We start from the raw sequence: 24,388 nt of genomic DNA, 5'->3' as shown, positions 1-24,388 counted from the left end.
CTGCTGGATGCTTTCCACGATGCGAACAAACTTAAACGGCGCGTTTAACCTGTTCATCCAGCAGTTGTGGAAAGGTATCGGCAGAATCTGCAGAAAGTTTACGTCTTTTTACGGCACGTGATGGCGGCTGGCACAGGCTGCAAACAAAGCTACCAACAGGCTGGTGGGCGTGGTTAATGAAGCTCCCGCCACAGCATTTGCAGTCAGATAATTCCAGCATGCCGCTTTCGACAAATCGCACCAGGGTCCAGGCGCGCGTCAGCGCCAACAGCGGGCCCTCGTCCGATTGCGGACACTGCTCAAGATACAGGCGGTAAGCTTTAATTACCGCATCTACGCCACTGCTCAGCCCGGTTTTCAGCAGAAACTTCCAGGCATTACAGAACATGGACGCATGAATATTTTGTTCCCAGGTCATGAACCAGTCGGTAGAAAACGGCAGCATGCCTTTCGGGGGTGGCGCACCGCGCAGCTCTTTATAGAGTTTAATCAGGCGACCGCGACTCAGCTGGGTTTCGCTTTCCAGCATCTGCAACCGGGCGCCTAACGTAATCAGCTCCATAGCCAGCTGAATATCGCGCGCTTCCTGAACAATACTTTTCTCAGTCATTATACAGCCCTCTTTTTCGCGCCCGCTTCGTCTTTCGATGCGCCACGTAATAAACGGCTGGATAATAATATTCCGGTATGAATCTGCTGCAAATCATCCACACGGGATTCCTGGGTCAGGCGATTAATTAAATTGTGATCGGTAAAGCGGAACTGGCAAACCAGTTGATTGGTTTCCGCTAATTTTACCATCTCAGGTAAAGTTAATTGCGACAATGCATCAGCCATCGATTCATCGATACCTAAACGAAACATTGCAGAGGCTTTTTCCTGGTTAATTAAACGCTGTGCGAGCAGTAAATATGACAGGTTGATGTCATAGATATGTTTTAGTAATTCTGATGTACCCATTTTTTTCCATCCTGATAGACGCGATATATACGGCCACAGAACAATTAGTTTCTATGGTTCGGGCTGCTGGTTGGTAAATCTAAAGATGGCAAAAAATAATCAGGCATAAGCCAACGCATACTGAACTGTTTCACTTCCCGCCGGGACACTGATCAGTAGTAGTCAAAACTCCAGGCCAATCTTTTCTTGAGTTGTAACCATCTTCCCTGACGTCTGCTTACAGTTTTTTAAGACTAATCCGAAAACAACGCAAATCTATATCGTCTGATTTCGACATACAACGTGAGTGGTGCGAAATTTTAGATAAAGTGTGATACAGATCACATTTTTAAGGCAAATTTTTTTGCTGAACCTTCAGCAACGCTTTTATTTTGTCTATTTTTTGAGCAATTCTGGATTGTTTCGCTAATATTTCACAGGAAAAGTCTGAAATCAGACCCCTGTCACATAAGATCGCATCTAAGCGATCTTTTATCTGCTACGTTGGCTTTAGGCCATCACAACTCACCGCATCCTGGCAATACATCAGCATAAAACACTAAAAATGAGCACAATTATTTGCTTTCGGATTAATCACTTACAGGGAATATTGCCCGCAGGCATCAGGTCGGGGTGATAGCGAAGCGTGAAGAATGGGCGCTGTATGCCCGTGCAGTGTAAAGAGATTGCAGGGAACGTTATGGGTACGACAGGGGATGTAACAGGGGGTTACATTAGCAAAATGAATGAATTGACGAATTTACGCACGGGTATGTGAGAACTATCGGCCTGGCCAGGCAAATCTTTAGGGTAAGAATGAAAAAAAGCGCCCTTTTGTGTCTGGATGCACATTTATTAAGCGTGGCAGGGATTTTTTGATGAGATTTCAGCAAGTCAGCGCTGAAGGGGATGAAATCGATTTCACGCTAAATGCATGGGCGCATGCGGCGAACCCGCCTTTTCTCTCACACCGCAGAGGGTGAGCGGCAGTCAACATGCCGATGCCATCCGCCGCTGAGCGTGCTGGCCGTCAGGGAGCGGCTCAGGACTTTTTAGCATGCGCGCGCTGCAATGGCAGGCGCGCACGTTCAGTCCTTCCTCTGCCTGCCCTGCCCGACCTTCTCCCGTCGCGGGAAAAGGTCAGGATGCAGAACGGCGTTACGCTAGCCTGGGAAAGGTCGCCACTTTGCTGGCGGTGCCGTGATCGTCACTGCGCTTTGGCAGCGAGTTCAGGTCCTTCAGGAAGCTTTCACGCCACGCGGTAATGTCCTGCTTGCGCAGCACAGCCATCATGTCGTTATAACGCGAAATACGCTCGGTGCGCGGCATGGTCAGCGCGCGGTCCAGCGCGGCAGCGACGTCGTCACGATCGTACGGGTTCACAATCAGCGCTGAGGTCAGCTCGTTGGCCGCGCCGGCAAAGCGGGACAGCACCAGCACACCAGGATCGTCCGGGTCCTGTGCCGCCACGTACTCTTTGGCCACCAGGTTCATCCCGTCACGCAGCGGCGTCACCAGTCCGACATCGGTGAGACGGAAGATTTTCATCAGCAGACGGCGGTCGAAATGCTGGTTGAGGTAGAAAAGTGGCGTCCAGCCCAGCGTGCCATATTTACCGTTAATCCGGCCGGCTTCGGTCTCCAGCTGATGACGGATATCCTGATAGGCCTGCACGTCACCGCGCGACGTCGGCGCAATCTGCGAATAGCGGATTTTGCCACGATGCTGCGGGAAGTTTTCCAGCAGCGCTTCGTAAGCCAGAAAACGCTCCGGTAAGCCCTTGGAGTAATCCAGACGTTCGCAGGCAATAATATTCTGCAGATCGCCCAGCTCACGTTTCATGGCGGCCATCTTCGGCGGCAGCGGCCCTTCTGCCATCTCTTTGATTTTGTCCGGCTCAATACCAATCGGATACACCTCGGTCATAAAGGTATTGCCGAAGGCACGGTGCTTTTTGTCGCCTTTATTCTGCAGCTGCGTGAGCTGGCTCAGGCTGTCGAGGAATGCCACGCGGTCGGATTCTGTCTGGAAACCCAGCAAATCATATTCACACAGCATCTCCAGCAGTTCCTGATGCGGCGGCAGCGCGTTGAAAATTTCCGGCGTCGGGAACGGGATATGCAGAAAGAATCCGATGCGGTTATTCACCCCCTGTTTGCGCAGTTCAGCGGCAAAAGGCAGCAGGTGATAATCGTGAATCCACAGAATATCGTCCGGCTTCAGCAGCGGCGTCAGGCGCTGAGCCAGCAACGTGTTGACGCGGCTATACCCTTCCCACGCTTCGCGCTGATACTCCACCAGGTCGAGGCGATAATGGAAGGCAGGCCAGATCACCGTATTGGAGAACTGGCAGTAATATTGATCGTAATCGTTTTGATTCAGCGGGAATGACGCATAGGTAATGCCGTCCTGCTCGATCTGCGAAAGTTCTTCATCCTCTTCACCGGAGAATTCGCTGATCTCTCCGTTCCAGCCAAACCACAATCCTCCGGTGGTCTGCAGTGCATCCAGAATCCCGACGGCGAGGCCGCCTGCACTGGTTTTACTCCCATCAGGAATAGCGATACGGTTAGATACGACGACTAAACGACTCATAACCTAAACTCCTTACCGACGTTGTCATGTTCTAGTTGTAATAATAGTTGTTCAAGCCAGTGCCAGACGGCTGCAACATCGGGCAGCCGGTAACGCGCATGGCTTGATCCTTCCCCGACCTTAACCGAAATACCGTTCATCGCATTTACCGCGAGAAAGCCTTTCTCATCGGTCAGATCGTCACCCACAAATACCGGGATACGCCCGGTAAATGGCGCTTCCTGCATAAAATCGTTGACCGCCGCACCTTTATCGATGCCCTGCGGTTTCAGTTCAACCACGCATTTGCCGGGCTGAAGTGCCAGCGCCGGAAAGCGCGAAACGACCTCTTCGGCCAGCTGCAGAATGGCGTGTTCACAGGCTGGCGCATTGCGGTAATGCAGCGCAAACGCCATGCCTTTAACTTCCAGCAGGGTGCCCGGCCACTGGTCCAGTTTCTCCTGCAGCTCGGTCTGGAGCGTACTGGCGATGTCAGCCGGCAGCACGTGACGATGCACCTCGCCGGTAGCAGCGCGGCGTTCGGCACCGTGGACGCCAGCCGCCGGTAACACCAGTGGCGCCACCAGCGCATCAAGCTGTGAGACGGGACGACCGGAAACCAGCGCCAGCGCGCCATGGGTCAGGGTGGAGAGTTGGTGCAGATGCTGGCGCACCGTTGCGGGGATGGAAACCGACTCGGGCTGCGACTCGATCGCTGCCAGCGTGCCGTCAACATCAAAAAAGAAGGCATAAAGTCCGCCACTTAATGATGGCAGGGTGCTGTTCTCGTTAACCGCGGGGGTCACATCTCCTCCTTGCTTTGAACTGAAATAAGCGGGATGTGCGCAGGCAGGCTGGGTGTAGAAGGCTTTGTCGTCAGGACAACAGGTTGAAGGGTAACGCTCCATAACTGCACAAAATTTCTGTCAACACAGCAACCGCACTACGAACATCGGCACCAGTAAGTGTAGACAGCAAATAGCGTTTTGCCAGTCGATTGCTGATGTTGCCGGATGAAGAGTGATGGTTTCAGCGCTTTGCGCGAAAAACAAGGGGATAGCTCTGCTTTCTGCACGCTTCGCTTTCATTCTCAGAGTAATCCCTGGCGCGCTGTGTGCCCGGCCGCCCTGGCTGCGAAAAAATTGTGCTGTATTTCAACGGGATTGCTGCCAGCCCTGCCGATTCGCTTGATTTGTCCTGCCGCGCGATAATACTGTATATAAAAACAGTATTCAGGGATAATCATAATGACGCGCTTTTTTTTGCCACAGCTTTCACCGCAGCTTTGCTACCGGCCGCTGTTTCTTGAGGCAGTACGCGGAGGGTTTCCTTCTCCGGCGCAGGACTATGTCGAGCGCAAAATCGACCTCAATGAACTGATGGTCGCCCGCCCCAGTGCAACCTATTTTGTCCGGGTGGAGGGCGACTCTATGTCTGATGCCAATATGCACGAAGGGGATTTGCTGGTGGTCGACAGCTCGCTACGCGCCAGGCACGGCGATATTGTTATCGCGGCCATCAACGGTGAATTTACCGTTAAGCGACTGCACACCACGCCCTGCGTGCAGCTGATGCCGATGAACCCGCGCTATCAACCCATCAGGCTGAGCGAAGAACAGGAGCTGGAAATCTTTGGGGTGGTCACCTTTATTATTTACGATGCGCGTACTGCGCGTTAACGCCGCGACGTTCTGCGCGCCGGGCTTTTCTGCCGGCGCGGCAGGTCTCAGACAGGCACAACACAAATACCCCCCCTCTGTTAACCGGTGGCAAAATATTATCCCGCCCATCAGACAGCTCTGAATATGCTTTATTTCCCTGTGCCTTCGGCCACCGGGGTTATTGCTTCCGATATAACGAAAAGAAAATATAACCGCTGCCGGTGAAGCGACCTTTTTCGCGTCCGGCTAAAGAAAATCTTAAAATACCGTCAGCCCTCACCTTTCTGCCCGCGGCCGCTGGATTATATTTGACCTGCTTTTCGCATCCATGCACACTGGCGGGCGTAAAACAGGCAGATGAAGAGCCATGAGATGTTGCAGAATTACAGTCAGCGCGTTCATTTCTATTACTGCATTCTGGTTGCGCTGAAACTCCATGCGCAAAGTAAAAAATCCGCGGGCGTGCGTGGGAAAAATAACTTTCTGCTGAAATGGCTGCGCAATGCGCAGAACAACACCATTTTCCATCCCGATATCACCAGTGAAATTGAGTGGCTGCGCGGCAAAATTATCAGCGGCGGGCCGGATGCCGATCTGGAACCGATGCTGCATTATGTTTACGAAACGGCTAAACGTGCCGAAACGCTGCGTCTGGGTGGCTGAAGCGCCCCTGCAGCCGGTGTCCCGCCGCTCTTTTTGCTCCCCCTTCTCGTGCTTTACCTTTTCAGGCGTTACGCGCTATGGTGTGCCCCCTGCGCGCCGCCTTGCGTCGCCGCGGCCCCGATAACAAAAAGTACACAGGAAAACTGGCATGGAACTCACCATACGCAACGCGCACGCCGGCGATGCAGAACTGCTGCATCAGCTGGGACGTATGACCTACAGCGCTCACTTCAAACATATGTGGGTATCCGAAGCCGAGATGGATGAATTTATCGATAAAGAGTATGGGCTGACAGAGCTGCGTAATAGTCTGGCCGCGCCAGACGAAAGCTGGCTGATTGCTGAAACGGCGATGCCGGTGGGCTTTGCGAAAGTCACCTGGAACACGCCGGTGCCGGATTCCGGCATGAGCGGCGCACAGCTGAACAAGCTGTACCTGAATCCGCAGGAAACCGGCAAAAATTACGGTCGCCGCCTGTTTGAAAGCATCATTCATGCTGCGCGGGAGAAGCGCGAAGGTTACCTGTGGCTGGAAGTGATGGGCGCGAACGTACGGGCGCGCAAATTCTATGAAGCCTTTGGCATGCAGCACATAAAAGATATTCCCTTTATTACCGCTTCGCAGCAGAGCATTGTACAAATTCTCGGCATGGTCATCTAACCTGTCCGGCTATATCCAGGCCGGACAGGTGCGCCGGCGGAAATATCTCCCGCCGCCCGCCCGCCGGGCACACATTTTTATGCCGCACCGGGAAAATATATTCGCCGCCAGATCAGACAATTAAATCTGCCCAAAGAGAAAACTCCCGGAAAATGCATTCCGCTACGCTTGCAGCCGGTATCAGCCCGATTATGATTAGAGACGTACCACGCACATGACGGCACGTCGCGTCATGTTATTTATTACTCATGAAGAGGATATATTATGACTCAACATCGAGGCGGTTCAGGTAATTTCGCAGAAGATAAACAACGCGCTTCTGAGGCCGGTAAAAAAGGCGGACAAAACAGCGGCGGTAATTTTAAAAATGACCGTGAAAAAGCGTCCGAAGCCGGTAAAAAAGGCGGTCAGAGCAGCCATCGCGGCTCCTGACTGACCCGGCAGCACAGGGAGGTGCTGCCCTTACATCCCCTTCGCGCTTTTCAGCGCCATTGCCCATAAATCAGCCAGCGTCCGCCTCTCTCCCTTCGCTTATTTTGCCGCTCACCGGCAGACAACTCTGAAAGGCGATCAAAACAGCCAGATTCGTTATATGCTCAATTATCGCTTAGGCTATGCCACAGGAAAATCAGACCCCCATGTTTCGTTTTATTACGTCGTTATTCAGCAGTCCGGAATCCCTGCTTCAGGTGATGAGCCGGCAGGATATTCGTGAATCCATTCAGGAGGGTGACCGGATTATTATTGATGAAGATGGTAACGCTTCGGTTAATCCGCTCAGCCCGCAGGTGCAGCAGGATTTCAGGGATCACGTGAACGCATTAAAGGATATCTGAATGGGTACGGCGATTTTTATGGTGTTAATGGTGTGCGGCTACTGGTATACCAGCCGCGATATGTCCAGCCGGCTCAAAATTAAACGCTCGTTTGGCTGGGATGTATACTTTCTGATTGCGCTTTACGGCTGTATTTTCGTGGTACAGGGTGTGCTGGCCACTGCCCTGCTGTGGCTGCTGCTGCTGGGTGCCTCAGCGGCCAATAATACCTTTGCCCTCACCGCTGACCTGCATGCGCGCTGGCACGTCGATTTTATGACGTGGAGCTTTCTTGGCATTCAGGCGCCGGTGGTAATCATGCTGACCTTTGCCGTGCTGTTCTGCGTTTACCGCTCCAACTGGGCGGGCAGCGCGCGCCTGACGGCAGGAAGCCGCAAAGAGCTGTATCAGCGCCTGTCACGTTCAAACGGTATTGAGCAGATGCTGCTGCACTGCATGGAAGAAGGTGAGCTGGCCTGGATCACCCTGAAGTCGCGCCGCATCTACATTGGTATGGTCCATGCCGCCACCTTTGAATATGCCAACACCGCCAACGTGGTGCTGATCCCGATGCTGAGCGGCTATCGCGATTCGCAAACGCTGAATCTGGCCATTGAGCACAACTACAGCCGCTGGTACCACCAGCATGACATCAGCTTTTCCTCTTCACCGAAAAGCGCGCTGGCGTTCCGTAAAGTGCTGATGGTGTCGCAAATCGAAAGCCTGTCGCTGTTTGACCCGGCCAGCGCAAGCGCGCTGGCGATGGGCAAAAAGCACGCGAAGCGCCGCCGTTTCTGTCGCCATCAGGCGCGCGACGGCCACTTCCAGTCGCGCACCTCCGGGACGTCTTCACCGTATTCCCGTACGTAGCGATGGTGTTCCGCAATGCGCTGCTGCAAATCCTCCAGCAGCGCCGGATGGCGTTCGGCCAGCCCGGGAGTGTGCCGGATCGCTGACTGCGCCAGGTGGTAGCGATCCAGCTCGTTCAGCACCGTCATATCAAACGGCGTGGTGGTGGTGCCTTCCTCATTAAAGCCGTGCACGTGGAAACTGGCGTGATTGCGGCGCGCGTAAGTCAGGCGGTGGATCAGGCTGGGATAGCCGTGAAAGGCGAAAATGACCGGTTTATCGTGCGTGAACAGCGCATCAAACTCTGCGTCCGATTTACCGTGTGGATGCTGCGCCTGGGGCTGCAGCGCCAGCAGGTCCACCACGTTGACCACGCGAATGCGCAGTGCGGGCAGCCAGGTGCGCAGGATGTCCACGGCGGCCAGGGTTTCCATGGTCGGCACATCGCCGGCGCACGCCATGACCACGTCCGGCTCCCCTTCACTGCTTGCCCAGTGCCATATGCCCATGCCCGCTTCACAGTGGGCGCGGGCGCTCGCCATATCCAGCCACTGCGGCGACGGCTGTTTCCCGGCGACGATCACATTGATCCGATCCCAAGTGCGCAGACAGTGATCGCCGGTCCATAACAGCGTATTAGCATCCGGCGGCAGATAGATACGCACGATATCGGCTTTTTTATTCGCCACGTGATCGATGAAACCCGGGTCCTGGTGGCTGTAGCCATTGTGATCCTGACGCCAGACGTGGGAAGAGAGCAGATAGTTCAGCGATGAGATCGGCTGCCGCCACGGCAGCTTGCGCGACACTTTGAGCCATTTGGCATGCTGGTTGAACATCGAATCGACAATGTGGATAAACGCCTCATAGCAGTTAAACAGCCCGTGCCGCCCGGTGAGCAGATAGCCCTCCAGCCAGCCCTGACACTGGTGTTCACTCAGAATCTCCATAACCCGTCCGTCCCGCGCCAGCTGTTCATCGTCGTCGCGGGTTTCCGCCATCCATGTCCGGCTGGTGACATCAAACACCGGGGAGAGGCGGTTTGACGCCGTTTCATCCGGGCCGAATAACCGGAAGTTGTCACGGTTACGGGTAAACAGCGCGCTGAGGTAATAGCCAAACTGCTTTGTCGCTTCCCCCTGCTGGCTGCCGGGTGCGGTTACCGCCAGTGCAAACTCGCTGATATCCGGAGTGTTCAGCGCCCGGCGCAGGCGACCGCCGTTGGCATAGGGCGAGGCGCTCATGCGTTTATCGCCCTGCGGTGCCAGCGCACGCAGTTCAGCGCGCAGCCGGCCTGTGTCATCAAACAGCGTCTCCGGCTGGTAGCTGCGCAGCCACGTCTCAAGGATGTGCCGGTGCGCCTCATCCTCCCGGCAGGCTGCCACCGGCACCTGATGCGCCCGCCAGAAGTCTTCCACCTTTTTGCCATCCACCGTTTTCGGCCCGGTCCAGCCTTTCGGGCTGCGCAATATGATCATCGGCCAGCGTGGGATCGCCGCATCGGCGGCACCGCTGCGCGCCTGCTGCTGATAGTGCGCGATCTTATCCAGCGCCGTATCCAGCGCCTGCGCCATACGCGGATGCATCTCCTCCGGCCGGTCGCCGCAGACAAACAGCGGCTCATAGCCGTAGCCGCTGAACAGCTGACGCAGATCGTCATCGCTGCTGCGGCCCAGCAGTGTGGGATTGGCAATTTTATACCCGTTCAGGTGCAGGATTGGCAGGACGACCCCGTCGCGCTGCGGATTGAGGAATTTAATACCGTGCCAGCTGGCAGCCAGCGGACCGGTTTCGGCTTCGCCGTCACCGATGACGCAGGCGGCGATCAGCTGCGGGTGGTCGAAAACGGCACCGAAGGCATGCGAGAGCGAATAGCCCAGCTCGCCGCCTTCGTTAATGGAGCCTGGCGTCTCCGGTGCGGCATGGCTGGGAATGCCACCGGGAAAAGAGAACTGTTTAAACAGTCGCTGCATGCCGGTGGCGTCGTCGCTGACGTCTGGATAGATTTCGCTGTAGGTGCCCTCCAGCCAGCTGTTGGCCACCATGCCCGGCCCGCCGTGGCCGGGTCCGCAGACGTAGAGCATATCCACATCGCGCTGCCGGATAACGCGGTTGAGATGCGCATAGATAAAGTTCAGTCCCGGCGTGGTGCCCCAGTGGCCCAGCAGACGCGGTTTAATGTGCCGGGGGGCCAGCGGCTGGCGCAGCAGCGGGTTGTCCATCAGGTAGATCTGCCCGACTGAGAGATAGTTGGCGGCGCGCCAGTAGCGATCCAGCAAAGTCAGTTCTTCGTGCATATCGGGGATAGGCATACCCGCTCCTTGATGAATGAGAATGAAAAGTAACCTTAATAGAGGATAGGCGATGGCGCGAATGGATGAATAAGCGAAACCGGAAATAAAGCGCAGCGCTAAAAAAATAAAAATGTAAAAAAAGACGAAGCGTAAATAATTCCTCTATTTAGCCGTACAGAAAATTCTTATTCGGTATTATTTAAGCCGTCCCGCTTGCAGGAATGTCAGTGGCTATTATTATTAAATACGCAACTCGCACATGACAGCAGAACCCGTCATGTTAATTAAGCTCATGAAGAGGAAATATATATGACTCAGCATCGAGGCGGTTCAGGTAATTTCGCAGAAGATAAGCAGAAAGCATCTGAAGCGGGTAAAAAAGGCGGTCAGAGCAGCAACAGCGGCGGCGGTAATTTCAAAAACGACCGCGAAAAAGCCTCTGAAGCCGGCAAAAAAGGCGGTCAGAGCAGCCATCGCGGCTCCTGATACGCCAGTGACTCAGGGATGAGATGCGGGGAGCAGGGAGTGCTCCGTTATTTCCTGCCCTGTTTACACTCTGTGGCGCTGAAATGGATATTTAATATCTTTTAGCCACCCTTCTGTTATTACCGTTTCGTTATTTTTAACGGGCACATTCCGCACCGTTTATTAACCTGTGGAGAATAAACCATGAAAGTTGAATCCCTGCTCGATCTCTTTATTCATGATCTTTCCGATGTTTACAGCGCGGAAAAGCAGATTACGCGTGCATTACCCAAAATGACGCGTGCCGCTTCGGATGAAAGTCTGAAACAGGCCTTTAAACAACATCTGGAAGAAACTCAGGGACAAATTGAGCGTCTCGATCAGGTCGTGGAAGCGCACAATGAACTGCGCATTAAGCGTATGAAATGCCATGCGCTGGAAGGTCTGGTGGAAGAGGCGCAGGAGTTGATTGAGTCAACCGAAGCCGGCCCGGTGCGTGATGCGGGTTTGATCGGCGCGGCGCAGAAAGTCGAACACTATGAGATCGCGACTTACGGCACGCTGGTTGCCATGGCGAAAAAGCTGGGTCTGGATCAGGCCGCCAGCCTGCTGGCAGAGACGCTGGCTGAAGAAAAATCCACCGATGAAAAACTGACAACGATTGCTGAAAAACAGTGAATCCATGCCCCCGCCACATCAGCAGCCCGCTGATATGACGGTTTGCCACGAGGTGAGCTATGTTTCGACACGTTAAGAAATTGCAGTACACCGTCCGGGTCAGTGAACCGAACCCCGGACTGGCCAACCTGCTGCTGGAGCAGTTTGGCGGCCCGCAGGGCGAACTGGCCGCAGCGATGCGCTACTTTACCCAGGGATTAGGCGATGATGATTTAGGACGTCGCGACATGCTGATGGATATCGCTACCGAAGAGCTAAGCCATCTGGAAATTATCGGTTCGCTGGTAGGGATGCTGAATAAAGGTGCCAAGGGCAAGCTGGCCGAAGGCACAGAAGAGGAAGGCGAACTGTATCGCTCCATTACCGGAGCCGGTAACGATAGCCATCTGACCTCTATCCTGTACGGCGGCGGTCCGCCGCTGACCAACTCCGGTGGCGTGCCATGGACAGCAGCCTATGTGGATACCATCGGTGAAGTCACGGCCGATCTGCGCTCCAACGTCGCAGCGGAAGCCCGGGCAAAAATCATCTATGAGCGTTTGATTAACGTGACGGATGATGTTGGCGTCAAAGATGCGCTGGGCTTCCTGATGACGCGTGAAGCTGCGCACCAGCTGTCGTTTGAAAAGGCACTCTACTCTATCCGTAACAACTTCCCGCCGGGCAAACTGCCGCCTATTGAGCAGTATGCACACACCTACTTCAGTATGTCTGAGGGTGAGGACGTACGCGGCAGCTGGAACTCGGATGAGAACTTTGATTATGTCGCTAATCCGCAGCCCGCCGTGGATGGCGGTGATGGTCTGGCCAGCGTGACGCTGCCCCCGGACCAGCAGGCCGATCTGGACAGTATGGCGGCCCGTACGGCCTCCGATCCTGACGTGAATCCACTGACCGGTGCGGAAGCAGGCAGTAAAAAACCGCAGCCGAAAGCCTGACCGGGGAGGCGCTTATGTCTGAACGACCAGCCGGTAGCGAACATCCTGATTATCAGCCTGACGGCAACCCGCCGGCACAACGGCCTGAGGATGACGAAACCAGCGCACCGGAATCCGGTGACAAACAGCCTGACTAACAATAACCGCCTGCGGGCGGTTTTTTTTCGCCCTCTTTTCTGCCGCTCTGTTTGCCTGCAACGCGCCTTTCCCGCCCCGGACACGCCTTTCCAGACACTTATTCCCGGCTGACCGTTAAAAACCGCGCTAAACCCTACCGGGCACGGTTTACGCTTGACGAAAAATTTACACTTTTACTTGCGCTGCGCGCTGGCGTTTTCCGGTTTCTCTACTAAGGTGCATATACCCCTGTCAGGGCCAAAACTTACTATAAGAAATGAAGGAAACAATGATGGACTTTAAAACGTTCGAAGCCAGACTACACCAGTGGGAGCATCTGCATTTCACCGCCATCGCCCTGCAGCAGCGTGATGGAAAACTGGAAATTTATGCCACAGCCGCTGAACATCAGACGCTGAGTCAGCTTTATCTGTGCCGGGCGCAGGATGAAAACGGTGCCGGTGAGCAGGTAAAACAGTTCCGCAGCTGGCTGCATAAACTGAATCTGGGCAGAACCCGGCGTAAAATGAACCGTTCTGCGCGTCACGTGGCGGTTAATGCTTCGGCACAGGCCGCGCCGCGCTAACATCGTTGTTCCGCCCTCTGCACCTTTTTCTCCGGGTTGAGAAAAGGTGCTCCCCGGATAAGATTTGCTCATCGATAAGTGTTGTCATCGCCTGTGACCACCCAATCGTTCATATCCTGATACAGCCTTCCGGATAATAATCGGCCGTCTCTTATGCATCCGCTTCGCTGGTAAGCTATAACGGTGGTGATGCAGATTTTCTGACGCGCCCGCCTCCGCGGAGAAAAAGGTTTCGTGATGAAGTGGGCTGTGTCAGACTGTATATACATACACGTATCGGAGGTGATGTGAAAGACGAGCGTCGTCTGACACCGGATCTGTATGCATTGATAGGTATAGCTGTTGCGGACTTTATCAGGGAAGATCGCGCCTTTAAGGCCAATGATGTGACGCTGGCGCTCCATGAGATGAAATCGGAGGCAGGCGATGAGGAGTTCCGGCATCTGTGTGATGCCGCTATACGACTACTGGCAGATCTTATGCACTGAAAGGTCCCCCACGTCAGCGGGGGACACCCATCCACTCAGGGTCACGCGTCGTCCGGCGTATAACCCACCACAATTTCCAGCGTGCGGCGCAAAATATCCGCTTCCGCTTCGTCGCGGGTGGATTCCAGCGCCATCACCAGGCACAGAATGATCGATTTGTTACTGACGCGCCCTTCTCTTGCCAGCACCGTACGGATCACGTTGTCCAGCACGGCGGCTTCGTCAGTTAATGTTTTGCCCGCGTCGCGAAAATGCGCAGCCAGCTCTGAATCCGGCAGCGCAGTATAAAGGTTATTATTATCCGGCATCATGCTCATCCCGTACTGTTAGCTACACAGTCAGATTATATGTCATCTTCTGGTTAATGCTTGCGACTGCTGCCTGGCGTGTCAGCGTTGCTGAACAGCTGATGCACATTGTCCCTTTCTGGCTTTTTGTCACGGCGTTTTTGTCCCGCCGTTACGCTGTTGCGTACTTCCATGATTGCTGCGCTGATTGCTGTCCGCTGTTCATTATCGCTGGCCTGGGCGTGCATATTGCGCAGCTCATCTATCAGCGCCTGGGTATTCACCGGCCCTGAACGCTGAAGCAGCGTCAGTGCAGCTTCCCCGATAAGCTCATCGATAATTTTCTGGTGTTCTTTGTTGTTCATAACGAATCTCTGCATGCTGCCTGCCCCGACCGGGAACGCGGCAGAAAAAAAGCGCCGTGATGATACGGCGCGATACAGCCCGTCGCAGGTCGTACATGGGGTGATGCATTATCAGAGAAAAGTTTTCATGTGTACAACCTGAACGTTTATTACATACGCTCTCAGCTTTCGCGCTCGAACAGCAGTCCGATCAGCTGGTGATAATGGTGCTCTTCTTCCGTGGTCGAGGCCAGTTCCAGACGACGCAGCAACTTGGTGCACAGTGATTTGCGATTCAGGTTACGGCCTTCGCGCAGAATCTCTACGACCACCTGCCCCAGCGTCTCCTGCTGAGATGGCAGCGATGCTTTGCTGAAATAGTTGGCAATCGCCTCAACTGAGTTCGGAGTGTATCCGTTCTGGCGCATAAGTGACTCCCGTTAAAGTTAACAATCAGGTATCAGACAAAATATCTGACTAAGTTGTACAGGTATTGTAAAAGCTGTACAAAGGATAATAAAGGTTTCGGGGCGATTTTGTTGCAAAAAATGCTACCGGAAGGAAATCAGAACGCGATTAGGAGTGATGGAAGGCAAAACAGTGCGGAAACGGCTGAGCGGCGTCAGCGCTGACTGACGCCGGCTGCGCCGGGTCTAGCGGTTTTTGCTGCCTTCGGTGGCAGGGATTCTGACACTATCTGTCTGACGGCTCATGCCGCGTAACGCTGAGCGGCTGCGATTGTCGTGCACTTCAGCGGAGCGATAATTCATCAGCCACTGGCGCGCATCACCGATTTGTCTGATGCGCGTTGTATCGGTTTCGGCTTCGGCCATCCGCGTCAATTCAGCCGCCAGCGCGGATACCGTGACTTCCCTGCGTTGTACCAGCAGCGCACAGGCTGCCTCACCAACGATTTTATGCTCTGCATTCGTCATCTTTACCTCCTGAGAATGTGGGCTACTCCTGGTGCTCACAGGGTATGACAGAGCCTCGCCCTTTTACAGCCGTCAGGCTTACTTTTCCGGAATAATGGAGATATGGCCATTCACTTCCAGTACGGCATAGCGAATCTGCTCCAGCCGCTCCAGCCCCTGTGACCGCGCCGCTTCCAGCACATCCTCTTCGCTGACGCCCGTCATTTTCATGCGCTGCTGTAGCGCACGTCCATGTTCAACCAGAATCACCGGGCCGCCCTCTGCCAGCTGAGCAAGCGACGGAAAACGGTTTTTGAGTTTACCCAACACGATATCAATCGTAACCAGGGTAATGATGGTTAACCCGGCACCGGTCACGGAAAAATCATCACCCAGCAGCGCCTGCTGGGTGGCTTCACTGATGATTAACAACAGGATCAAATCAAACGAGGTCATCTGCAGCAGGGCGCGCCTGCCGGCTATTTTGAATACCACCATCAGGATCAGGTAGATCCCTGCCGCGCGTAATACCGTTTCCATTGCCTTCGCCTCTCAGGGATAGATCCAGTGGGAAAAGTGTACCGGCTGCTGGCCGTCAACGCTGACGCTGACCGGCACCCGCCCGACGGCCTGCGCCTGCAGGCCCAGCCAGACAGAGTGGCGGGCGCGTAGATCGTGAGTGGCAAAGGTAAGCTGCAGATCGTCACCGCGCGTTACCGCCTGCAGAGGCTGCGGCTGCAGCGTCTGAATCTGCAGGCTGTTGATGGCGCCCCCGCCGAGGGTCAGGGTAAAGCGATCGCCGGCGGGCGACGCGACGCGGATATGCATGTTCATGTTGCTCTGCACCCGGCCAAAACGCTCATACTCCACCGTCACCGATCCATCCGCGGCGGTGGCTTTTCCGTCACTCAGGAAGCCTTTGGAAAACAGGCCGCAGGCCCCGAGAATCACGATTACCATCAGCAGATATTCGCCCGCGCGCTGGATGCGGCTTTCCCGTTGCTGCCAGCGCATGTTTTCTTTCACCGGATAGTGCCGGCTGCTCAGTTCATCGTTGTTCATCCTTTCTCCCTTGCGTGCATAAGCCAGACGCGGGCAACCCCGGCTACGCCAGCCTGACGGGCAGGCACGGCGGTGTCTCCCTGCGCGCTACCGTTCATTAAAGCTTAGTGACAGAAAGCATTCGTGCCACGTTGCGGCTCGGTTTATTTCGCGCTGTGTTTAAAATCTTCGCTGGAATTAATCAGGCAACGGCTTAATTAATTCTATAATTCCTTTATCGGATTTTATTAATGATATTAACGAAGCAGGAAAACGCACATGGATAAACATTTGATCGATCTGGCGTCTGAATTAGGCGAGCTGTTAATGGAAAAATCATGGACCCTGACAACGGCCGAATCATGCACCTCAGGCTGGGTCGGCTCGGCGCTGGCAGCTGCCTCTGACAGCAGCCGTTTTTACAGCAGCGGATTTATTACCTATACCAATCAGGCCAAACAGCGCGTGCTGGGGGTAAAGGCCGATACGCTGGCGCGCTATACCGCCGTCAGTGAGGAAACCGTCCGTGAAATGGCCTGCGGAGCAAAGAAACTGGCGGGTGATAGCATTGGCCTCGCTACCAGTGGCTATGCCGGGCCGGATGGCGGAGAAGACGGCACACCGGCAGGCACGGTGTGGTTTGCCTGGTGCCTGCCGGATGACAGCGTGCATACCCGGCGCGAGTGGTTTTCTGGCGAAAGCGAGGAGGTTGTCTATAAAGCAACCTGCTTCAGCCTGAGTGAACTAAAGCGTTTACTGTCGCAATAAATTGCCCGAAAAATAGCGCCTGGCGAAGCGGTTAAATAGCCAGACGGCAAGCCGGGCGCAACAGAAAATAATTAACCACCTATCCTGCTGATAATAACAAAAATAAAATTATCGCAACGCAAATAACTATCGCGTCACGCTTGCAGGCTGTTATTCAGCGATTACCCTTAAACAGGTAACAGGCACATGACACGCTTTTTGTCATGTTATTTATAACTGAGAAAGAGGCAAGTGTATGACTGAACATCGTGGCGGTTCCGGCAATTTCGCCGAAGACAAACAGAAAGCATCTGAAGCCGGTAAAAAAGGCGGTCAGGCAAGCGGCGGTAACTTTAAAAACGATCCGGAAAAGGCCTCTGAAGCCGGTAAAAAAGGCGGACAGAACAGCCATCGCGGCTCCTGAGTCATTGCCGGCGGCGCGCCGTGCATAACGGCAGGGCTTTGCGAGGGTCCTGACTGCGCCGCTGACACCTTACCTGCCCGCCGCCAGGGCTATCTGCCTGAAGGGCTGTCCACGTGACAGCCCTTTTTTACGTGCCTGCATGGGCTCTGTGCGGTGACTTACCACTTATTCCGATTAAATATAACTATATAAACCGTTTTTATAAATGTCGTCTTCCGGGCAGGATTGCCACAACACAGGAGGACGTTATGGCTGACATTTCTTTTATCCGATACCCGCAGGGGATCGTGCAGCGCGCACCGGGTCTGCTGCTCACGGCAGCAATTGCGCTGGCTACCGCCTGGCTCAGCAATCAGCCCGCGGTGGCGCAGCTGGGGTTAGGTGCACTGACGCTGGCGATTATCGGCGGCGTGATCGCCGGAAATACTTTTTATCCTGCCCTGCAGCCGCGCTGCGCTGACGGCGTACAGCTGGCGAAACAGAGCCTGCTGCGCCTTGGCATTATTCTGTACGGTTTCCGCATCACGTTTCAGCAGGTACTGGACGTCGGCCTTAGCGGCGTTGTGGTTGACGGGCTGATGCTGACCAGCACCTTTTTGCTGGCCTGCTGGCTCGGGCAAAGGTTACTGAAGCTGGATCGCGAAACCGCCTGGCTGATTGGTGCCGGCAGCAGCATCTGCGGGGCGGCGGCCGTGCTGGCAACCGGTCCGGTGATCAAAGCACGCGCTGCCAGCGTGGCGGTTGCCGTTGCCACCGTGGTGATCTTTGGCACCAGCGCAATATTTCTCTACCCGCTGATCTGGCACAGCGTTGCTACGCTGCTGCCGGGCGTCAGCCTGACGGCATTTGGTATCTATACCGGCTCAACCATGCATGAAGTGGCACAGGTGGTGGCCGCCGGTCACGCGATTGGCAGTGACGCCGAAAATGCCGCCGTGATTGCCAAAATGCTGCGCGTCATGATGCTGGCGCCCTTTCTTATGATGCTGGGCATGTGGGTTCGCCGTCGTGCTGCAACGACCGACGGCAGCCGGCAGCGCATCGCCTTTCCGTGGTTTGCACTGCTGTTTATCCTGGTGGCGCTGTTTAACTCGGCTCATCTGCTACCGCCTGCGGCGATTGCGCAGATCAACCAGCTGGATAATGTGCTGCTGGCCATGGCCATGGCTGCGCTGGGGCTGACCACTCAGATCAACCAGCTGAAGCAGGCCGGGCTGCGCCCGCTGCTGCTGGGCCTGCTGCTGTTCATCTGGCTGATTACAGGCGGCGGCGCCATCAATCTCACTGTTCACGCGTTGCTGGGCTGATCCCCGGCCGTGCCCGCCGGGCGGGCGCGGCTTTATTTCCCTTTTTATCAGTGAGATAGCCGCTGCACTTTCATTCCCGCTTCGCTATCGCCAGCCAGCTGGCTATACTGTTTTTATATACAGTATTCATGAGCTGAACATTATGTATGCGCTGGTGGATGTCAACGCTTTTTACGCAAGCTGCGAAACCGTGTTTCGCCCGGACCTGCGCGGCAGGCCGATTGTGGTGCTGTCGAACAACGACGGCTGCATTATTTCACTGAGCAGGGAAGCCAAACAGCTCGGCCTGAAAATGGGCGCGCCCTACTTTAAGCATCGCGCAGAACTGATGCGCCATCAGGTGGTGGTGTTCTCTTCCAACTATGCGCTGTACGCGGATATGTCGGCGCGGGTGATGGAGACGCTGGAAACCCTGGCGCCGCGCGTTGACGTCTACTCCATCGATGAAGCCTTTGTTGATGCCAGCGGCATCGATAGCTGCATGACGCTGGAGCAGTTTGGCCAGTCGATTCGCGATCGCCTCTATAAAGAGACGCACCTGCGGGTTGGTGTCGGCATCGCACCGACAAAAACCCTCGCCAAGCTTGCCAACTGGGCCGCCAAGCGCTGGACCAAAGCGCACAATGTGCTGGATCTCTCTGCGCCTGCGCGCCAGCGCGGCCTGATGCAGCGCATGAAAGTGGACGATGTCTGGGGCGTGGGCCGGCGACTGTCCGCGCGGCTCAACCTGATGGGCATTGAAACGGCGCTGGATCTGGCGGATACCCCCACCGCGCTGATCCGCAAAAATTTCGGTGTGGTCCTGGAACGCACGGTACGCGAGCTGCGCGGCGAGCCGTGCCTGGCGTTTGAAGAGGTGATTCCGCACCGGCAAAATATCCTGTGCTCACGCTCTTTTGGCGATCGCATCAGCCACTATGAGGATATGCGCGAAGCCATTGCCAGCTATGCCGCGCGCGCGGCGGAGAAACTGCGCAGCGAGCGGCAATACTGCCGCCACATCAGCACCTTTATCCGCACCAGCCCGCACGATCCGCATCAGCCCTACTACGCCAACGCCGCCAGCCAGACGCTGGTGACACCCACCGCCGACAGTCGCGATATCATTCAGGCCACGCTGAAGTGTCTGGATCGTATCTGGGTGCCGGGCAAACGCTATCTGAAAGGCGGCGTGATGCTGGGCGATTTCTTCAGCGACGGGATAGCGCAGCCTGACCTGTTTGACGATTACCCGCTGCGGCGCAACAGTGAACAGCTGATGGCGCTGATGGATCAGATGAACGCCCGTCAGCGCGGCGCCTTGTGGTTTGCCGGCCAGGGCATTCAGAAACCCTGGGCCATGAAGCGCGACATGCTCTCGCCCGCTTACACCACGCGCATCAGCGATGTGGTGCGCGTCAGGATAGGCTGATGCCCTCCGTGCGGCAGCGGAGGCCACTGCCGCCGGCCGGTTTGCCGCGCCGCCAGCGCCGGTTAAGAGGGTACGCCGCCAGATAGCCAGAAATGTTCATTGCCTGACGGTTGATTTCGTCCGGCTGCGCCCTCACAGTTAAGCTTTCGCCCTGACAGGAGTAAATACAATGGCAACCGAATATGCGGTGATCGCCGGTGGCTGTTTCTGGTGCACCGAAGCAGTGTTTAAAGATGTAATTGGCGTGGAGTCCGTTGAAAGTGGTTATACCGGCGGTGAACGCCCGAACCCGACCTACGAACAGGTCTGCAGCGGTGCCACCGGCCATGCTGAAGCGATCCGCATCGGCTTTGATCCGGAAAAAGTCAGCTACGGTGACCTGCTGGATATCAGCTTCGCCACTCACGATCCCACACAGCTGAACCGCCAGGGAAATGATGTCGGTACGCAGTACCGCTCCGCCATCTTCCCGGCTAACGCTGAGCAGGAAGCCGAAGCCATTGCCGCGATTGCCCGCGCGCAGGAAGATCATCAGGACCCGATCGTCACCACCATTGAGCCACTGAAAGCCTGGTATCCGGCGGAAGCTTACCATCAGGATTACTGGGACGGTGCCGGTCAGCGCAATGGCTACTGCCTGGCGGTGATCCCACCGAAGCTGCAGAAACTGCGTAAAAGCTTCGCCAGCCGCGTCAAACAGAGCGGATAAGCGGGCTTTCCCGCAGCTGCTTCACGGCAGCAACGCCAGGGCCGTCCATTGACGGCCCTTTTGTTTTTACCGCGACCCGCTTTCGATTATCCGTCATAATAGCCCCTCTCGTGTTTACAGAGCACCATCATGAACTCTCCACTGCCAGGGACGCCGGTGCGCAGGCGGCCAATGAAGCTCAATACGCTGGTGACGCTGATGCTGAGCGCCGTCATCGTGCTGGTGCTGCTCAGCGTGCACATGTTCTACTTTTTCCAGATCGGGGCGTCAACGCGCGGTCAGCTGGAAGATAAAGCGATAGCCGTGGCGCGCACGCTGGCGAAATCGCCGGAAATCCAGCAGGCGCTGGCCCTGCCCCCGCAGCAGGCGCAGCTGCAGCCGATTGCCAAGGCCGTTGAAGAGAGCAACAACCTGCTGTTTATCAGCATCACCAACATGGATGGCATCCGCTACTCGCACCGCAATCCGGAACTGGTGGGCAAACATTTTATCGGTGCCGATATTGAACCAGCGCTGCGCGGCAACGAAGTGGTGTCCGTGAATCAGGGCTCGCTGGCCAAAGCGCTGCGCGTCTTCACGCCGGTTTACGATGCGCAGCACCGCCAGCTTGGCGTGGTGGCGATCGGCATTTCGCTGGATGCCGTGACCGATCAAATCAATCAAAGCCGCTGGAGCATTCTCTGGACCATTCTGATTGGCACGCTGGCGGGCGCGGTCGGCACTTTTGTGCTGGTGCGCGTGCTGAAACGCATTCTGTTTGGCCTTGAGCCGTACGAAATTTCCACGCTGTTTGAGCAGCGTCAGGCGATTCTCAACTCCGTTAAAGAGGGCGTGGTCGCCATGGACGATCGGGGCGACGTCACGCTGGTGAACCAGGCAGCGCGTCAGCTGCTGAGCGACAACGTTGCCAGCGGCATCGTCAGCGCAGAGCGTATTTATGACGCCTCGGTGATTAATCATCATCTGCAGGAGGTACTGGCCAGCGGCCGGGCCCGGCGCGATGAAGAGCTCAACGTCAATGGCCGCCTGCTGCTGAGCAACACGGTGCCGGTGCGCAGCCAGGGACGCATCATCGGTGCGGTCTGCACGTTCAGGGACAAAACCGAAATCAGCCAGCTGATGCAGCGTCTGAGCGGCATGGTAAACTATGTCGATGCACTGCGTGAGCGCTCGCACGAGTTCATGAACAAGCTGCACGTCATTCTCGGCCTGCTGCATATGAAGAACTATGCTCAGGTGGAGACCTATATTCTCAAGACCGCCAATAACTACCAGACTGAAATCGGCTTTCTGCTGGAAAAAATTAAGTCGCCGGTGATTGCCGGCTTTCTGCTCAGCAAGATCAATCGCGCTTCGGATTGCGGTCACCGCCTGACCATCAGCGACGCCAGCTATCTGCCGGACAGCGGGAATGAGCAGCAGATGGCCGCCCTGATTACCGTGCTCGGCAACCTGATTGAGAACGCGCTGGATGCCATGCATGAGCAGACCGAAGGCGAAATTCACGTGATGCTGCACTACCAGAATGGCTGGCTGAGCTGTGAAGTGAGCGACGATGGCCCCGGTATTCTGCCGGAGCATCTCGCCACCGTTTTTGATAAAGGCTTCTCCACCAAAGGGGAGAATCGCGGCGTGGGCCTGTTCCTGCTGAAGCAGCAGACAGAGCACCTGGGCGGCAGCGTTAGCGTGGAGTCCGAGCCGGGTGTGTTTACGCAATTTTTAGTTCAACTTCCGTGGGATGGAGGAAACCAAACCGCATGATTAACGTGTTAGTGGTCGATGATGACGCGATGGTCGCCGAGCTGAACCGCAGCTTTATCGGCCAGGTGCCGGGCTTTCACTGCGTCGGCACAGCGTCAACGCTGCAGCAGGCGCGAGAGTTCCTGTTCAACAGCGACACGCCGATCGACCTGATGCTGCTGGACATTTATATGCAGCAGGAAAACGGCCTCGATCTGCTGCCGGAGCTGCGCCAGGCGCAAAGCGCGGTAGAGGTGATCATTATTTCATCCGCGGCGGACGCCGAAAATATCAAAACCTCGCTGCACTATGGCGTGGTGGATTACCTGATCAAGCCTTTCCAGTTTCCGCGTTTTGAAGAAGCGCTGACCGGCTGGCGGCAGAAAAAGTCGCTGATGGACAACCAGCACCACTATCAGCAGGCGGATCTGGATCTGCTGCTGCATGGCAGCCCGGCGACGCAGCATGACAACAAACGCCTGCCAAAAGGGTTGACGCCGCAGACGCTGCGCACGCTGTGTCAGTGGATTGATGCCCATCCAGGACAGGAGTTCTCTACCGATGAGCTGGCCGCCGAGGTGAATATTTCGCGCGTTTCCTGCCGCAAGTATCTGATCTGGCTGGCGCAGATCAATATTCTGTTCACCAGCATTCACTACGGTGCCACTGGCCGGCCGGTCTATCGCTACCGCCTGCAGCCGGAGTATCACTCGCTGCTGCAGCAGTACTGTCAGTGATGCAGCGTCCAGCTGGCGTCGTGCAGCTGAAAGCGGTAGTGGTGCGACGGTGGGCAGACGATCTGCCGATCGCGGGTGACAAAAATGGCGTCGAGTGCGGGCTGGTCTGCCAGAAACGCCAGCCCCTGCTCCACGCCCATCCCGTACAGCAGCGTGGTATAGATATCGCCGTCCAGCGAGCGATCGGCGATCACCGTGACGCTCAGCAGTTCGTTATCCAGCGGATAGCCGCTGCGCGGATCGAAAATGTGGTGCCAGCAGCGCCCGTCCTGTTCAAAATAGCGTTCATAAATCCCTGATGTGACCACGGATTTTTCCGCAACCTGCAGCACGCCCAGCAGCGCCTCATCGCCACCAAACGGCGTTTTCAGGCCAATGCTCCAGCCGCCGGGTTCATGCGGTGGCGTGCCCAACGTCTGCACATTGCCGCCAAGGTTAATCAGCGCCCGGCTCACCCCCTGCTGGCGCAGAAATGCCTGCACCACATCGGCGATGTAGCCTTTGGCAATCGCGCCCAGATCAATCTCCATGCCGGGCTGCGCCAGAAACACCGAGCGCTGCGCCGCATCAAGGATCACCTGATGCGGATCGGTCAGGCGCAACAGCGCGTTAATCTCCGCGGCGGGCGGTACAGAGCGCCCCTGAAAGCCAATTTTCCAGCGCTTTACCACCGGCCCGATAGCAAAATTAAACGCGCTGTCCGGCAGCGTACTCACGGTATGTGCGACGCTAATCAGCTGAAATACCGCCTCGCTGACCACCACCGGGTGCCGGCCCGCAGCATGGTTAATGGCCATCACTTCGGATTCCGCCCGGTTAACGGTAAAGCGGTTCTCCTGCTGTTTGATCAGGCTGAAAACCTGGCGCGCCAGTACCGGATTATCGTCAAAGAGTTTGAGCAGGATGGGCGATCCCATCAGCACAGCCGAGTAGCTGTAAACCCCTGCGTCGGACATGCAGCCTCCTCCTGAAAAGGCTGCCCGCGCGTGGCGGGCAGCC

Annotated in this window: 31 protein-coding genes; 19 read left to right on the top strand and 12 right to left on the bottom strand. The window is 55.8% G+C overall.

Going from position 1 to position 24,388, the window contains the following annotated elements:
- Positions 1-31: 31 nt before the first annotated feature.
- The 4 genes from flhC to otsB form a co-directional block, all read right to left on the bottom strand.
- Positions 32-610 carry a flagellar transcriptional regulator FlhC gene (gene flhC, locus D8B20_RS07395; RefSeq protein ID WP_145888266.1) on the bottom strand — a complete coding sequence of 193 codons (579 nt, stop codon included), beginning with the start codon at positions 608-610 and terminating at the stop codon, positions 32-34.
- On the bottom strand, positions 610-960 hold the full coding sequence (gene flhD / locus D8B20_RS07390; RefSeq protein WP_145888265.1) for a flagellar transcriptional regulator FlhD: 351 nt from the start codon (positions 958-960) through the stop codon (positions 610-612). Before flhD ends, flhC begins: the two co-directional genes overlap by 1 nt.
- 1,137 nt (positions 961-2,097) lie before the next feature.
- Positions 2,098-3,534 (bottom strand): alpha,alpha-trehalose-phosphate synthase, encoded by a 1,437-nt coding sequence (otsA, locus tag D8B20_RS07385; protein ID WP_145888264.1) that lies wholly within the window; start codon positions 3,532-3,534, stop codon positions 2,098-2,100.
- On the bottom strand, positions 3,531-4,319 hold the full coding sequence (gene otsB, locus D8B20_RS07380; RefSeq protein WP_145888263.1) for a trehalose-phosphatase: 789 nt from the start codon (positions 4,317-4,319) through the stop codon (positions 3,531-3,533). Before otsB ends, otsA begins: the two co-directional genes overlap by 4 nt.
- A 441-nt stretch (positions 4,320-4,760) precedes the next feature.
- On the opposite strand from otsB, the gene umuD reads away from it, so the two are divergent.
- From umuD to D8B20_RS07350, 6 genes are all read left to right on the top strand, one after another.
- Positions 4,761-5,192: a translesion error-prone DNA polymerase V autoproteolytic subunit gene (gene umuD, locus D8B20_RS07375; RefSeq protein WP_145888262.1), complete on the top strand. Its 432-nt coding sequence runs from the start codon at positions 4,761-4,763 to the stop codon at positions 5,190-5,192.
- Positions 5,193-5,546: 354 nt separating this feature from the next.
- Entirely contained in the window at positions 5,547-5,837 is a 291-nt protein-coding gene (locus D8B20_RS07370; RefSeq protein ID WP_145888261.1) for a DUF2913 family protein, read from the top strand.
- Positions 5,838-5,985: 148 nt separating this feature from the next.
- The gene (locus D8B20_RS07365; RefSeq protein WP_145888260.1) at positions 5,986-6,498 is read left to right on the top strand and encodes a GNAT family N-acetyltransferase; all 513 of its coding nucleotides are present in this window, start codon (positions 5,986-5,988) and stop codon (positions 6,496-6,498) included.
- A gap of 264 nt (positions 6,499-6,762) precedes the next feature.
- Positions 6,763-6,930, top strand: a complete 168-nt coding sequence (locus D8B20_RS07360; RefSeq protein ID WP_145888259.1) for a con-10 family general stress protein — start codon at positions 6,763-6,765, stop codon at positions 6,928-6,930.
- A 206-nt stretch (positions 6,931-7,136) separates the two neighbouring features.
- Positions 7,137-7,334 (top strand): hypothetical protein, encoded by a 198-nt coding sequence (locus tag D8B20_RS07355; RefSeq protein WP_145888258.1) that lies wholly within the window; start codon positions 7,137-7,139, stop codon positions 7,332-7,334.
- The gene (locus D8B20_RS07350; RefSeq protein WP_261388071.1) at positions 7,335-8,183 is read left to right on the top strand and encodes a hypothetical protein; all 849 of its coding nucleotides are present in this window, start codon (positions 7,335-7,337) and stop codon (positions 8,181-8,183) included. It begins immediately after the preceding gene.
- On the opposite strand, the gene D8B20_RS07345 is transcribed toward D8B20_RS07350, so the two are convergent.
- On the bottom strand, positions 8,117-10,474 hold the full coding sequence (locus tag D8B20_RS07345) for a phosphoketolase family protein (protein ID WP_145888257.1): 2,358 nt from the start codon (positions 10,472-10,474) through the stop codon (positions 8,117-8,119). The genes D8B20_RS07350 and D8B20_RS07345 overlap by 67 nt on opposite strands.
- 291 nt (positions 10,475-10,765) lie before the next feature.
- Here D8B20_RS07345 and D8B20_RS07340 point away from each other — a divergent pair, with 291 nt between their 5' ends.
- The 6 genes from D8B20_RS07340 (at position 10,766) to D8B20_RS07320 (ending at position 13,728) form a co-directional block, all read left to right on the top strand.
- The gene (locus D8B20_RS07340) at positions 10,766-10,942 is read left to right on the top strand and encodes a con-10 family general stress protein (RefSeq protein WP_145888256.1); all 177 of its coding nucleotides are present in this window, start codon (positions 10,766-10,768) and stop codon (positions 10,940-10,942) included.
- A 183-nt stretch (positions 10,943-11,125) separates the two neighbouring features.
- Positions 11,126-11,599 (top strand): YciE/YciF ferroxidase family protein, encoded by a 474-nt coding sequence (locus tag D8B20_RS07335; RefSeq protein WP_145888255.1) that lies wholly within the window; start codon positions 11,126-11,128, stop codon positions 11,597-11,599.
- Between the two features lie 59 nt (positions 11,600-11,658).
- Complete coding sequence (locus D8B20_RS07330) at positions 11,659-12,537, top strand: manganese catalase family protein (protein ID WP_145888254.1); 879 nt, start codon at positions 11,659-11,661, stop codon at positions 12,535-12,537.
- Between the two features lie 14 nt (positions 12,538-12,551).
- Positions 12,552-12,674 carry a hypothetical protein gene (locus D8B20_RS21780; protein ID WP_261388070.1) on the top strand — a complete coding sequence of 41 codons (123 nt, stop codon included), beginning with the start codon at positions 12,552-12,554 and terminating at the stop codon, positions 12,672-12,674.
- A gap of 269 nt (positions 12,675-12,943) precedes the next feature.
- On the top strand, positions 12,944-13,240 hold the full coding sequence (locus D8B20_RS07325) for a hypothetical protein (RefSeq protein WP_261388069.1): 297 nt from the start codon (positions 12,944-12,946) through the stop codon (positions 13,238-13,240).
- Between the two features lie 287 nt (positions 13,241-13,527).
- Positions 13,528-13,728 carry a hypothetical protein gene (locus D8B20_RS07320; protein WP_145888253.1) on the top strand — a complete coding sequence of 67 codons (201 nt, stop codon included), beginning with the start codon at positions 13,528-13,530 and terminating at the stop codon, positions 13,726-13,728.
- Between the two features lie 41 nt (positions 13,729-13,769).
- Here D8B20_RS07320 and D8B20_RS07315 read toward each other — a convergent pair whose 3' ends face one another.
- The 6 genes from D8B20_RS07315 to D8B20_RS07290 all read right to left on the bottom strand — a co-directional run bounded on the left by D8B20_RS07315 (position 13,770) and on the right by D8B20_RS07290 (position 16,335).
- Complete coding sequence (locus tag D8B20_RS07315; RefSeq protein WP_145890466.1) at positions 13,770-14,036, bottom strand: biofilm development regulator YmgB/AriR family protein; 267 nt, start codon at positions 14,034-14,036, stop codon at positions 13,770-13,772.
- A 53-nt stretch (positions 14,037-14,089) separates the two neighbouring features.
- Positions 14,090-14,380, bottom strand: a complete 291-nt coding sequence (locus tag D8B20_RS07310; protein ID WP_145888252.1) for a hypothetical protein — start codon at positions 14,378-14,380, stop codon at positions 14,090-14,092.
- A gap of 161 nt (positions 14,381-14,541) precedes the next feature.
- On the bottom strand, positions 14,542-14,787 hold the full coding sequence (gene ycgZ, locus D8B20_RS07305; RefSeq protein WP_128602226.1) for a regulatory protein YcgZ: 246 nt from the start codon (positions 14,785-14,787) through the stop codon (positions 14,542-14,544).
- Positions 14,788-15,012: 225 nt separating this feature from the next.
- On the bottom strand, positions 15,013-15,294 hold the full coding sequence (locus D8B20_RS07300) for a hypothetical protein (protein WP_145888251.1): 282 nt from the start codon (positions 15,292-15,294) through the stop codon (positions 15,013-15,015).
- A 78-nt stretch (positions 15,295-15,372) separates the two neighbouring features.
- Complete coding sequence (locus D8B20_RS07295; protein WP_145888250.1) at positions 15,373-15,813, bottom strand: DUF421 domain-containing protein; 441 nt, start codon at positions 15,811-15,813, stop codon at positions 15,373-15,375.
- A gap of 12 nt (positions 15,814-15,825) precedes the next feature.
- On the bottom strand, positions 15,826-16,335 hold the full coding sequence (locus D8B20_RS07290) for a hypothetical protein (RefSeq protein WP_145888249.1): 510 nt from the start codon (positions 16,333-16,335) through the stop codon (positions 15,826-15,828).
- 258 nt (positions 16,336-16,593) lie between these two features.
- On the opposite strand from D8B20_RS07290, the gene D8B20_RS07285 reads away from it, so the two are divergent.
- The 7 genes from D8B20_RS07285 to dcuR all read left to right on the top strand — a co-directional run bounded on the left by D8B20_RS07285 (position 16,594) and on the right by dcuR (position 23,389).
- Positions 16,594-17,082, top strand: coding sequence for a CinA family protein (locus D8B20_RS07285; RefSeq protein WP_145888248.1), 489 nt, complete (start codon positions 16,594-16,596; stop codon positions 17,080-17,082).
- Between the two features lie 235 nt (positions 17,083-17,317).
- Positions 17,318-17,485 (top strand): con-10 family general stress protein, encoded by a 168-nt coding sequence (locus D8B20_RS07280; protein WP_145888247.1) that lies wholly within the window; start codon positions 17,318-17,320, stop codon positions 17,483-17,485.
- 248 nt (positions 17,486-17,733) lie between these two features.
- Positions 17,734-18,792, top strand: coding sequence for a YeiH family putative sulfate export transporter (locus tag D8B20_RS07275; protein WP_145888246.1), 1,059 nt, complete (start codon positions 17,734-17,736; stop codon positions 18,790-18,792).
- Positions 18,793-18,934: 142 nt separating this feature from the next.
- Entirely contained in the window at positions 18,935-20,203 is a 1,269-nt protein-coding gene (gene umuC / locus D8B20_RS07270) for a translesion error-prone DNA polymerase V subunit UmuC (RefSeq protein WP_145888245.1), read from the top strand.
- Between the two features lie 169 nt (positions 20,204-20,372).
- Entirely contained in the window at positions 20,373-20,912 is a 540-nt protein-coding gene (gene msrA, locus D8B20_RS07265; protein ID WP_145888244.1) for a peptide-methionine (S)-S-oxide reductase MsrA, read from the top strand.
- A 129-nt stretch (positions 20,913-21,041) separates the two neighbouring features.
- Positions 21,042-22,673 carry a sensor histidine kinase gene (locus tag D8B20_RS07260; RefSeq protein ID WP_145888243.1) on the top strand — a complete coding sequence of 544 codons (1,632 nt, stop codon included), beginning with the start codon at positions 21,042-21,044 and terminating at the stop codon, positions 22,671-22,673.
- A complete protein-coding gene (gene dcuR, locus D8B20_RS07255) occupies positions 22,670-23,389 on the top strand; it encodes a two-component system response regulator DcuR (protein WP_145888242.1) in 720 nt (239 codons plus the stop codon). Before D8B20_RS07260 ends, dcuR begins: the two co-directional genes overlap by 4 nt.
- On the opposite strand, the gene D8B20_RS07250 is transcribed toward dcuR, so the two are convergent.
- Positions 23,383-24,345 carry an FAD:protein FMN transferase gene (locus D8B20_RS07250; RefSeq protein ID WP_145888241.1) on the bottom strand — a complete coding sequence of 321 codons (963 nt, stop codon included), beginning with the start codon at positions 24,343-24,345 and terminating at the stop codon, positions 23,383-23,385. The two genes, dcuR and D8B20_RS07250, sit on opposite strands and share 7 nt — an antisense overlap.
- Between the last annotated feature and the right edge of the window lie 43 nt (positions 24,346-24,388).

The organism is Candidatus Pantoea soli, assembly GCF_007833795.1.
Lineage (GTDB): Bacteria > Pseudomonadota > Gammaproteobacteria > Enterobacterales > Enterobacteriaceae > Pantoea > Pantoea soli.
This window is presented reverse-complemented; position numbering and strand designations above follow the sequence as displayed.

Bases quoted from the DNA above. Each gene is read 5' to 3' on its own strand.
- flhC (WP_145888266.1), bottom strand. From the start codon at position 610: ATGACTGAGAAAAGTATTGTTCAGGAAGCGCGCGATATTCAGCTGGCT.
- flhD (WP_145888265.1), bottom strand. From the start codon at position 960: ATGGGTACATCAGAATTACTAAAACATATCTATGACATCAACCTGTCA.
- otsA (WP_145888264.1), bottom strand. From the start codon at position 3,534: ATGAGTCGTTTAGTCGTCGTATCTAACCGTATCGCTATTCCTGATGGG.
- umuD (WP_145888262.1), top strand. From the start codon at position 4,761: ATGACGCGCTTTTTTTTGCCACAGCTTTCACCGCAGCTTTGCTACCGG.
- D8B20_RS07370 (WP_145888261.1), top strand. From the start codon at position 5,547: ATGTTGCAGAATTACAGTCAGCGCGTTCATTTCTATTACTGCATTCTG.
- D8B20_RS07365 (WP_145888260.1), top strand. From the start codon at position 5,986: ATGGAACTCACCATACGCAACGCGCACGCCGGCGATGCAGAACTGCTG.
- D8B20_RS07360 (WP_145888259.1), top strand. From the start codon at position 6,763: ATGACTCAACATCGAGGCGGTTCAGGTAATTTCGCAGAAGATAAACAA.
- D8B20_RS07355 (WP_145888258.1), top strand. From the start codon at position 7,137: ATGTTTCGTTTTATTACGTCGTTATTCAGCAGTCCGGAATCCCTGCTT.
- D8B20_RS07350 (WP_261388071.1), top strand. From the start codon at position 7,335: ATGGGTACGGCGATTTTTATGGTGTTAATGGTGTGCGGCTACTGGTAT.
- D8B20_RS07345 (WP_145888257.1), bottom strand. From the start codon at position 10,474: ATGCCTATCCCCGATATGCACGAAGAACTGACTTTGCTGGATCGCTAC.
- D8B20_RS07340 (WP_145888256.1), top strand. From the start codon at position 10,766: ATGACTCAGCATCGAGGCGGTTCAGGTAATTTCGCAGAAGATAAGCAG.
- D8B20_RS07335 (WP_145888255.1), top strand. From the start codon at position 11,126: ATGAAAGTTGAATCCCTGCTCGATCTCTTTATTCATGATCTTTCCGAT.
- D8B20_RS07330 (WP_145888254.1), top strand. From the start codon at position 11,659: ATGTTTCGACACGTTAAGAAATTGCAGTACACCGTCCGGGTCAGTGAA.
- D8B20_RS21780 (WP_261388070.1), top strand. From the start codon at position 12,552: ATGTCTGAACGACCAGCCGGTAGCGAACATCCTGATTATCAGCCTGAC.
- D8B20_RS07325 (WP_261388069.1), top strand. From the start codon at position 12,944: ATGATGGACTTTAAAACGTTCGAAGCCAGACTACACCAGTGGGAGCAT.
- D8B20_RS07315 (WP_145890466.1), bottom strand. From the start codon at position 14,036: ATGCCGGATAATAATAACCTTTATACTGCGCTGCCGGATTCAGAGCTG.
- D8B20_RS07310 (WP_145888252.1), bottom strand. From the start codon at position 14,380: ATGAACAACAAAGAACACCAGAAAATTATCGATGAGCTTATCGGGGAA.
- ycgZ (WP_128602226.1), bottom strand. From the start codon at position 14,787: ATGCGCCAGAACGGATACACTCCGAACTCAGTTGAGGCGATTGCCAAC.
- D8B20_RS07300 (WP_145888251.1), bottom strand. From the start codon at position 15,294: ATGACGAATGCAGAGCATAAAATCGTTGGTGAGGCAGCCTGTGCGCTG.
- D8B20_RS07295 (WP_145888250.1), bottom strand. From the start codon at position 15,813: ATGGAAACGGTATTACGCGCGGCAGGGATCTACCTGATCCTGATGGTG.
- D8B20_RS07290 (WP_145888249.1), bottom strand. From the start codon at position 16,335: ATGAACAACGATGAACTGAGCAGCCGGCACTATCCGGTGAAAGAAAAC.
- D8B20_RS07285 (WP_145888248.1), top strand. From the start codon at position 16,594: ATGGATAAACATTTGATCGATCTGGCGTCTGAATTAGGCGAGCTGTTA.
- D8B20_RS07280 (WP_145888247.1), top strand. From the start codon at position 17,318: ATGACTGAACATCGTGGCGGTTCCGGCAATTTCGCCGAAGACAAACAG.
- D8B20_RS07275 (WP_145888246.1), top strand. From the start codon at position 17,734: ATGGCTGACATTTCTTTTATCCGATACCCGCAGGGGATCGTGCAGCGC.
- umuC (WP_145888245.1), top strand. From the start codon at position 18,935: ATGTATGCGCTGGTGGATGTCAACGCTTTTTACGCAAGCTGCGAAACC.
- msrA (WP_145888244.1), top strand. From the start codon at position 20,373: ATGGCAACCGAATATGCGGTGATCGCCGGTGGCTGTTTCTGGTGCACC.
- D8B20_RS07260 (WP_145888243.1), top strand. From the start codon at position 21,042: ATGAACTCTCCACTGCCAGGGACGCCGGTGCGCAGGCGGCCAATGAAG.
- dcuR (WP_145888242.1), top strand. From the start codon at position 22,670: ATGATTAACGTGTTAGTGGTCGATGATGACGCGATGGTCGCCGAGCTG.
- D8B20_RS07250 (WP_145888241.1), bottom strand. From the start codon at position 24,345: ATGTCCGACGCAGGGGTTTACAGCTACTCGGCTGTGCTGATGGGATCG.